General features: G+C 76.0%; 6 protein-coding genes and 2 pseudogenes. 5 read left to right on the top strand and 3 right to left on the bottom strand.

Going from position 1 to position 8,523, the window contains the following annotated elements; translation table 11 throughout:
• Positions 1-63: 63 nt before the first annotated feature.
• A complete protein-coding gene (gene cutA / locus EAO77_RS01665) occupies positions 64-405 on the top strand; it encodes a divalent-cation tolerance protein CutA (RefSeq protein ID WP_147986353.1) in 342 nt (113 codons plus the stop codon).
• Positions 402-893: a gamma-glutamylcyclotransferase family protein gene (locus EAO77_RS01660; RefSeq protein ID WP_187283086.1), complete on the top strand. Its 492-nt coding sequence runs from the start codon at positions 402-404 to the stop codon at positions 891-893. Before cutA ends, EAO77_RS01660 begins: the two co-directional genes overlap by 4 nt.
• 103 nt (positions 894-996) lie before the next feature.
• Here EAO77_RS01660 and EAO77_RS01655 read toward each other — a convergent pair whose 3' ends face one another.
• From EAO77_RS01655 to EAO77_RS01645, 3 genes and pseudogenes are all read right to left on the bottom strand, one after another.
• Complete coding sequence (locus tag EAO77_RS01655) at positions 997-3,132, bottom strand: molybdopterin oxidoreductase family protein (protein ID WP_147986352.1); 2,136 nt, start codon at positions 3,130-3,132, stop codon at positions 997-999.
• 203 nt (positions 3,133-3,335) lie between these two features.
• Positions 3,336-3,917: a TIGR03086 family metal-binding protein gene (locus EAO77_RS01650; RefSeq protein ID WP_147986351.1), complete on the bottom strand. Its 582-nt coding sequence runs from the start codon at positions 3,915-3,917 to the stop codon at positions 3,336-3,338.
• Positions 3,918-4,008: 91 nt separating this feature from the next.
• Positions 4,009-4,707 (bottom strand): annotated as a pseudogene (locus EAO77_RS01645) (vancomycin high temperature exclusion protein); the annotation flags it as partial.
• Positions 4,708-4,772: 65 nt separating this feature from the next.
• On the opposite strand from EAO77_RS01645, the gene EAO77_RS01640 reads away from it, so the two are divergent.
• The 3 genes and pseudogenes from EAO77_RS01640 (at position 4,773) to EAO77_RS01630 (ending at position 8,397) form a co-directional block, all read left to right on the top strand.
• Positions 4,773-5,486 (top strand): hypothetical protein, encoded by a 714-nt coding sequence (locus EAO77_RS01640; RefSeq protein ID WP_147986349.1) that lies wholly within the window; start codon positions 4,773-4,775, stop codon positions 5,484-5,486.
• Between the two features lie 457 nt (positions 5,487-5,943).
• Positions 5,944-6,869: pseudogene (locus EAO77_RS01635) on the top strand (sirohydrochlorin chelatase).
• 118 nt (positions 6,870-6,987) lie between these two features.
• Entirely contained in the window at positions 6,988-8,397 is a 1,410-nt protein-coding gene (locus EAO77_RS01630; RefSeq protein WP_147986347.1) for a deoxyguanosinetriphosphate triphosphohydrolase, read from the top strand.
• The last annotated feature ends 126 nt before the right edge of the window (positions 8,398-8,523 follow it).

The raw sequence follows: 8,523 nt of genomic DNA, 5'->3' as shown, positions 1-8,523 counted from the left end.
GTACGGTGGCCAGGGGAGGCCCGGCCACCCGCCCGCCCGACAGCCGACGAAGGAGCCCGTGCCGTGGAGCAAGGACCCGCCGCACCCCCGCTGCTCACCGTGACGACCACCACCGACAGTGCCGAGAAGGCACGCCGCCTGGCGCAGGGGGCCGTCGAGGCCCGGCTCGCCGCCTGCGCGCAGATCTCCGCCCCGGTGATTTCCGTCTACCACTGGCAGCAGGCCATCGAGAGCGCCGAGGAGTGGCAGGTCCTCTTCAAGACGACCCCGGCCTGCTACGACGCGCTCGAAGCGCATCTGACGGCCGCGCACGACTACGACACCCCGGAGATCATCGCCGTGCCGGTGGTCCGCGCGGCCGCCGGGTACACGGCGTGGGTACGGGCCGAGACCACGGCCCCGTGACCGCCGCCCTCCCCTTCTTCGTCTACGGCACGCTCCGGCCGGGCGAACGCAACCACGGCCTGTTCCTGGCCGGCCGCACCACCCGCGAGCGGCCGGCGACCCTGCACGGAGCGCTGCTCTACGAGGGCCCCGGCTATCCGTACGCCGTGGCCGACCCGTCCGGAACGGGCAGCGTCACCGGCACGGTGGTCACGGCGGCACCCGAGGAGTACGCCGCACTGCTGCGGACCCTCGACGGGCTGGAGGAGTACCTCGCGCCCGGCCACCCGCGCAACCTCTACGAGCGCCTCGCCCGCGAGGTGGTCGGCGAGGACGGCTCCCCGCTGCGCGCCTGGGTGTACGTCGCGGCCGCCGGCGTCGCCCGGGAGCTGGCCGCGGACGGCGTCCTGATCGCCGGCGGCGACTGGTCCGGGCGGACGCGCCGGCCCGCCCGAGGCACGGGCTCCGCAGTGCGGGCCCCCCGGTCACGGGCTGTCGGGGCGGGGTGAGGACAGGCCCGCTGCGAGCGCACCGCCCTCACCCCGGCCCGGCGGCGCCCGCCTCCGACCCGGCGGCGCCTCCCGATCCGGCGGCGCCCCCCGGCGCCTCCGGTCAGACCGTGCCCGGGACCCCGGGGCGCGGACCGGCCGCCTCGACCCGTACCGCGCACACCTTGAACTCCGGCATCCGCGACGTCGGGTCCAGCGCCGGATTGGTCACCGTGTTGACGCGCCCCGCGCCCGGCCAGTGGAACGGCATGAACACCGTGTCCGGCCGGATCCCGTTCGTCACCCGGGCCGGGCCCTCGGCCCTGCCCCGGCGCGAGACGACGGCCACCGGATCGCCCTCCGCCACACCGAGGCGCTCCGCCATCTGCGGGTGCAGCTCGACGAACGGCCCCGGTGCCGCCGTGTTCAGCTCGCCGACCCTGCGGGTCTGCGCCCCCGACTGGTACTGGGACACCACCCGGCCCGTGGTCAGCAGCACCGGGTACTCGGCGTCCGGCTCCTCCGCGGCGGGCCGGTGGGTCACCGGCACGAAGCGGGCGAGACCGTCCGGCGTGGCGAACCGGTCCAGGAAGAGCCGGGGCGTCCCCGGGTGGGCCGCCCCGTCGTCCGTGCCGTCGGGGCAGGGCCAGAAGACGCCGTCCTCCTCCGCGATCCTGCGGTAGGTGATGCCCGAGTAGTCGGCCGGGCCGCCCGCGGACGCCCTGCGCAGCTCGTCGAAGACCTCCTCCGCGTCGGTGGGGAAACCCTTCTCGTGACCCAGCAGGCCGGCCAGCGCGTTCAGCACCTCCAGATCGCTGCGCACCCCCGCCGGCGGGGTCAGCGCCTTGCGGCGCAGCAGCACCCTGCCCTCCAGGTTGGTCATCGTGCCGGTCTCCTCGGCCCACTGCGTCACCGGCAGCACCACGTCGGCGAGGGCGGCGGTCTCCGACAGGACGACGTCCGCGACGGCCAGGAAGTCCAGCGACTTCAGACGCTCCTCGATGTGGGCCGCGCGCGGCGCGGAGACCACCGGGTTGGAGCCCATCAGCAGCAGCGACCGCACGTCCTGCCCGAGCGCGTCCAGGAGTTCGTAGGCGCTGCGCCCGGGGCCGGGCAGCGACTCGGGCGGCACGCCCCAGACCTCGGCGACGTGCGCCCGGGCTGCCGGGTCGTCCAGCTTGCGGTACCCGGGCAGCTGGTCCGCCTTCTGGCCGTGCTCACGTCCGCCCTGCCCGTTGCCCTGCCCCGTGAGGCAGCCGTACCCGGACAGCGGCCGGCCCGCGCGGCCGGTCGCCAGGCAGAGGTTGATCCATGCGCCGACCGTGTCGGTGCCCTTGGACTGCTGCTCGGGGCCGCGCGCGGTCAGCACCATGCCCGTCGGCGCGTCGCAGAACATCTTCACCGCCTCCCGGAGCTGGGGCACCCCGACACCGGTGATCCGCTCCACCAGCTCCGGCCAGTGCGCCATCGCCGCGGCGCGCGCCTCGGGCCAGCCGGCCGTCCGCTCCTCGACGAAGCCGTCGTCGGTGCGCCCCTCGGAGACCACGATGTGCAGCAGCCCCAGGGCCAGCGCCAGATCGGTGCCGGGCCGCGGCGCGAGGTGCAGGTCCGCCTGCTCGGCCGTCCTGGTGCGCCGCGGGTCGACGACGATCAGCCGCCCCCCGTTCTCCTTCAGTTCGGTGAGGTAGCGCAGCGCGGGCGGCATGGTCTCGGCGAGATTGGAGCCGACGAGGATCACGCAACCGGTTCTCGGGATGTCCTCCAGCGGGAACGGCAGCCCCCGGTCGAGGCCGAACGCCCTGGTGTGCGCGGCGGCCGCCGACGACATGCAGAAGCGGCCGTTGTAGTCGATCTGCGAGGTGCCGAGCGCGACCCGTGCGAACTTGCCGAGCGTGTACGCCTTCTCGTTGGTCAGCCCGCCGCCGCCGAAGACACCCACCGCGTCGGCGCCGTACTCGGCGCGTGTGCGGCTCAGCCCGTCGGCGATCGTACGCAGTGCCTCCTCCCAGGTGGCCGGTTCGAGCCGGCCGGTGGCGTGGGATCGGACGAGCGGCCCGGTCAGGCGCACCCGGGAGGAGAGAACAGCGGGCGCGGTGCGGCCCTTGCCGCACAGCGCCCCCCGGTTCACGGGAAACTCGGTGCGCTCCACCACCTCGACGGTCCGTTCGGTGCCGTCCGCCGGGTCCGGTGCGGCACGCAGCTTCATGCCGCACTGCAGGGCGCAGTAGGGGCAGTGGGTGTCGATGGTCTCGTCGCGCATGCTGCCAGCGTGGGACATCCGTGTTACGCCGGCGGACGCCGCGCATTACGGGCGGGGTACGCGGCCCTCCGGGTGCGCCGCGCCGCCCGGTGAGGGAGCCGGGGCGCACCCGTGCGGGAGGTGCGGCGGTCCGGTGCGGGAGCCGGGGCGCACCCGTGCGGGAGGTGCGGTGCCCCGGTGCGGCGCCTGCGCGGCAGGGCGGTTCAGCCCCGGCGGCCGAGCATCGCCAGCAGACGGGACTGCGGGGTGTCGGCCGGCGGCGGTTCGACGGGCGGCGCGAACAGGCCCGACCCGGCCAGGCCGTCCGCGTACGGCGTGACCTCGTCCAGGGCGAAGGCGACCAGATCGTGGGGGAGGTGCTCCGGCGCGCCGATCGCCCGGGACAGGTCCCAGGCGTGCACCACCGCGTCCGCCGTCATCTGGGCGCAGTAGGCGACCGCCGGGGTCTCCCCGTACGACAGCACGACCGTCCGCTCCAGCGCGCCCTCGGCCGCGAACGCCTTCCGGGCGGCGCGGGCGGCCGCGTCCCAGGTGACCCGGGGCCTCTCGCCGAGCACATCGCCGTCGAAGGTGTCGCCGACGTCGTCCGGGCCCGACCCGTCGGTCACCAGGGCGGGGACCCACAGCTGTTCGGCGGTGAGATGGTTGACGAGATCGCGTACGGACCACTCGGTGCACGGCGTCGGATCGTCCCACTGGTCCGCCCGGACGGCGTGCACCCGGTCGGTGACCAGGGCGAGAGCCTCCGCATGCCGGGCGAGCAGCACTGTCACGTCGTTGTTCATGCGGCTCACTGTCGCCTGCCCCGGGCCCGGAAGCGAGCGTGGCGTGCCGGTCGCCCGTGCGGAGCTTTACGATCCGGGCACGCCCTGCGCGTCACGGTCCCGACGCCGCCAGGGCGTCGTGGACGCCGGGCTCCTCGTCGCCGAGGAACCGCGGGTCGGGGCGGAACGCGGCGTCGAGGGACGCCTTGCCCGCCGCGAACAGCTCCCGGACGCCGCCGTAGTACCAGGTCGCGTCGTGCGGCTCGGCCACCGCGACGCCGTAGGCGTCGATGCCCGCGGACCGGCACAGCGTGACGGCCCGCCGGATGTGGAAGCCCTGCGTCACCAGCACCGCCCGCTCCACGCCGAAGATCCTGCGCGCCCGTGCGCACGAGTCCCAGGTGTCGAACCCGGCGTAGTCGCTGACGATCCGGTCGTCCGGCACACCGAGTCCGGTGAGATAGCCCCGCATCGCGTCCGGCTCGTCGTACCCGGCACGGCTGTTGTCGCCGGTGACCAGGACGACCTCGACCTTGCCCGTCCGGTACAGCTCGGCGGCCGCGTCCAGGCGGTGCGCCAGATACGGCGTCGGCCGCCCGTCCCACAGTCCCGCACCGAAGACGACGGCCACCTCGCGCGCGGGCACGTCGGCGACCCCGTGCACCCTGCCGTCCGCGACCGCGTGCATCCAGGTCGACGGCAGCAGCGCCAGCACGCACCCCGCCATGACGGCCTGGGCCACGCGCCGCCTGCGGCGCGGCCCGCCGGCCGTCCACCACTCGCGGATCCGTTTCATGATCCCTCCCCGCAGGGACAGACGCGTCCGGTGCGAAAACGGTTCGCCGCGCCACCGTTCCGGTTGGCAGGATCCCGCCCATGACGAGGGACGACAGGGTGGAGCTCGCCGCCCGCAACAACGCCCGGTGGTGCCACGCGATGTGCCTGGCCCACGGCCTCACCGGGAGCTTCGCCCCCGACGCCTGGACCGCCGCCCGCCGCACGCCGCCGCTCCACCCGGACGCCGTCACGCTGACCCGTGGGGCGTCCGCGGCGAGCGTTCTGGCCCGTACCGACACGGCCGCCCCCGGCGCCTCCGTCAAGGACTCCTTCGCCGCGCTCGACCTCGCGCCCGCCGGGTTCGAGGTGCTCTTCGAGGCGCAGTGGCTGCACCGCCCGGCGCACGGGGACACCGGGCCCGGCCGGGCCGGGCCGCGGTGGGAGCGGGTGACGACGGCCGGGGAGCTCGCGGGGTGGGCGGACGCCTGGGACGGCGGCCAGGGCCTCGCCGGCCTCTTCCGTCCGGAGCTGCTGAGGGACGCGGACACCGCCGTCCTCGCCGTGCGGGGCCCGTCCGGCGCCCCGGTCGCGGGCGCCGTGGTCACGGCGGACGGCACGGCCGCCGGCATCTCCAACCTCTTCACCGCGGACGGCGACCTCGACACGGCCTGGGCCGGCTGCCTCGCCGCGGTGAGCCGGATGTGGCCGGGTGTGCCGGTGGTCGGCTACGAACACGGCGAGGACCTCGCCGCAGCCGTCCGCCAGGGCCTGTCCCCGGCGGGGCCGCTGCGGGTGTGGCTGGCCACGGCCTGAGCAGCCGGCGCCCGGTTCCGGCGGGCCCGCCGCGCCCGGGGCGGTGCCGGCGACGGTGTGCGCGACCGTTTCCGGTTCCGGGGTGCCGTCCACCGCTCGGCTCACCGCGCTCCGGCCACGACGTGAGCGGCCGTTCCCGGTTCCGCGGGCCCGCCGGGACTCGGGTCGCCGTGTTCCGGCCACGGCCTGAGCCGCCGCGTCCGGTCCCGGCGTGCCGGCCGCGGATGGGGTCGGCGTGCGCCGGGCCGGCCGGCCCGTTGCCGCCCCCTGCCAGGACCCGCGCACGGCCCGGGGGCCGCCGTGTCCGGGTCCCCGCCGGACTGCCGCGGTGCCGGCGGATGCGGACCTGGCCGCATCCGCCGGACGGGGCGAGGGGGAAGACGGGGTGTGAGCCGGGCGAAAACCGCCGTCACCCTCACGCAACACGAAGGCAACCTGCGCCCGCCACCATCGGGTCATGACGGAGCCGGAACACCTTCGTGAGTCCCTGCCCCCTCCCGCACCGATGCCCCACGGGAGCACCGCGCACTTCGACACCACCGCGCAGCTGCTCTCGCGCATCACCGCTCAGCTCGGCACCCAGCTGAGTCACGTCCGACTGAACGGAACCCGCCACGCATGCGCCCGACACCCCACCGGCCCGCCCTCGTCGCCGTCGCCCACGGCAGCCGTGACCCGCGCGCCGTGCACACCGTCTCCGCTCTCCTCGACCGGGTCCGTGAGCTCCGCCCCGGCCTCGATGTCCGCCTCGGCCACATCGAGCTGAACGAGCCGCTGCTCGACCACACCCTCGAGGACTTCGCCGGCACCGGCGGCGCGTCCGCCGTGCTCGTGCCCCTGCTGCTCAGCCGCGGGTACCACGTCAAGCACGATCTGCCGTCGGCGGCCGCGAAGGTGCCCGGCGCGGACGTCCGCGTCGCCGCCCCCCTCGGCCCGCATCCGCTGCTCGCCGAGGCGCTGGCCTCCCGGCTCGCGGAGGCCGGCTGGCGGGACGAGGACAACGGCAGCCGCCGGGCCGCGGTGGTGCTCGCGTCCGCAGGCTCCCGCGACCCCGAGTCGGCCGAGGACACCCGCCGGGCGGCGGCTCTGCTCGCCGAGCGCCTCCGGGTGCCGGTCGTCCCCGCGTACGCCTCCGCCCTGGCGCCGACCGTCCCCGCGGCGGTGCGTGCCCTGACCGCCCGTGGGCGCCACCGCATCGCCGTGGCCTCCTACTTCGCCGCGCCGGGCCTGTTCGCCACCCGCAGCGCCGAGGCGGCGCCGTGGATCGCCGCGCAACCGCTCGGCACCCACCCGGCCCTCGCCCGCCTGCTGCTCCACCGCTACGACGAGGCGCTGACGGCCCACTCGCACCCCGCGCGCCTCCGCGAACTCACCGCGGCCTGACCGGAGGGCCCGCCCCGCGCCGCGCGGCAGGCCCCGGCGCGCCCCGCGTCCCGCGGGGGTGGGGCGCGGCGCGCACGCCTTCGCACCGGGCGTCGGTGGGGGCGGCTACCTTCGGTGCATGGACGGCACTGGCACCACCGGCACCGACGGCAGCACCTGGCCCCACGATCCCGAGGCCCCGGCCGCACGCACCGCCCCGGCGGCGCGGGAGGCGGCCTGGCCGCACGACCCCGAGGCGCCCGCCCCGCCCACCGGCGACGAGGGGGGCTACGACGCCGCAGCGGTCGAGCGCTACGCGCCCGAGCCCGACAAGCGCCCCGGCCGCACGGCCTTCCAGCGCGACCGGGCACGGGTCCTGCACTCCTCGGCGCTGCGCCGTCTCGCGGGGAAGACCCAGGTCGTCACGCCCGGAACCCGCAGCCACACCTGGGACGCCAGCCCCCGCACCCGGCTCACCCACTCCCTGGAGTGCGCCCAGATCGGGCGGGAGCTCGGCGCCGCCCTCGGGTGCGACCCCGACCTGGTGGAGGCGGCCTGCCTCTCCCACGACATGGGCCATCCGCCTTTCGGCCACAACGGCGAGCAGGCGCTCAACGAGTTCGCCGCCGACTGCGGGGGCTTCGAGGGCAACGCCCAGTCCCTGCGGCTCCTCACCCGTATCGAGCCCAAGCGCTTCGCGCCGGACGCCCGTACCGGCGAACCGGTCAGCGTGGGACTCAACCTGACCCGCGCCGCGCTGGACGCGGCGACCAAGTACCCGTGGCCGCGCGGCGGCGGCCCTGATCCGGCGTCGGGCAAGTTCGGGGTGTACGAGGACGACCTGCCGGTCTTCGCGTGGGCCCGCCGCGGCGCCCCCGCCGGCCGCACCTGCTTCGAGGCGCAGGTCATGGACTGGTCGGACGACGTCGCCTACTCGGTCCACGACTTCGAGGACGGTCTGCACGCCGGCCACATCGACCCCAACTGCCTGCTCTCCGCGGTCGAACGGGAGTCGATCTGGTCGGTCGCCATCGGCCGCTACGTGTCCGCCGACACCTCGCCCGACGAACTGTCCGAGGCGCTCGACCGGCTGGTCGACGCACCGTGGTGGCCGCACCACTACGACGGCTCGGCCGTCGCCCAGGCCCGGCTGAAGGATGCGACGAGCCAGCTCGTCGGCCGGTTCGCGCTCGCCGCCGAGGGCGCCACCCGCCAGGCGTACGGCGGTGGCCCGCTGACCCGGTACGGCGCCGAACTGGTCGTCCCGCGGGCCGCCCGGCACGAGTGCGCGGTGCTCAAGGCCGTCGCCGACCGCTATGTGATGCGCCGCGCCGAGCAGGAGGAGCTCCGCGCCGACCAGCGCGTGGTGCTCGCCGAACTGGCCGAGGCACTCACCGCCCGCGCGCCCGAGGGGCTGGAGCCGCAGTTCCGGGCCCTGTTCGAGGCCGCGCCGGACGACCGGGCCCGCAAGCGGGTCGTCGTCGACCAGATCGCCTCGCTCACCGACGCCTCGGCCCGGACCCTGCACGCACGCCTGCCGAGGCGCTGACCGACGCCCGGTGCCGGTCCGGGTACGGTGATCGTTTGTCGTTCCGTCCGGTTCCGTACGTCTTGGGGTCTTGGGCGGGCACTCCCCCTTTCGCCGACACGCGCGGTGCGGGACGCTCGCAGAAGG

Origin of the sequence: Streptomyces sp. T39 (genome assembly GCF_008042045.1) — a bacterium.
Classification (GTDB): domain Bacteria; phylum Actinomycetota; class Actinomycetes; order Streptomycetales; family Streptomycetaceae; genus Streptomyces.
Note: the sequence above shows the minus strand (reverse complement) of the source record. Positions and strands in the feature narration are given on the sequence as shown.

Excerpts from the sequence above, each read along its gene's own strand:
- EAO77_RS01655 (WP_147986352.1), bottom strand. The coding sequence starts at position 3,132 with ATGCGCGACGAGACCATCGACACCCACTGCCCCTACTGCGCCCTGCAG.
- EAO77_RS01630 (WP_147986347.1), top strand. The coding sequence starts at position 6,988 with ATGGACGGCACTGGCACCACCGGCACCGACGGCAGCACCTGGCCCCAC.
- EAO77_RS01640 (WP_147986349.1), top strand. The coding sequence starts at position 4,773 with ATGACGAGGGACGACAGGGTGGAGCTCGCCGCCCGCAACAACGCCCGG.
- EAO77_RS01650 (WP_147986351.1), bottom strand. The coding sequence starts at position 3,917 with ATGAACAACGACGTGACAGTGCTGCTCGCCCGGCATGCGGAGGCTCTC.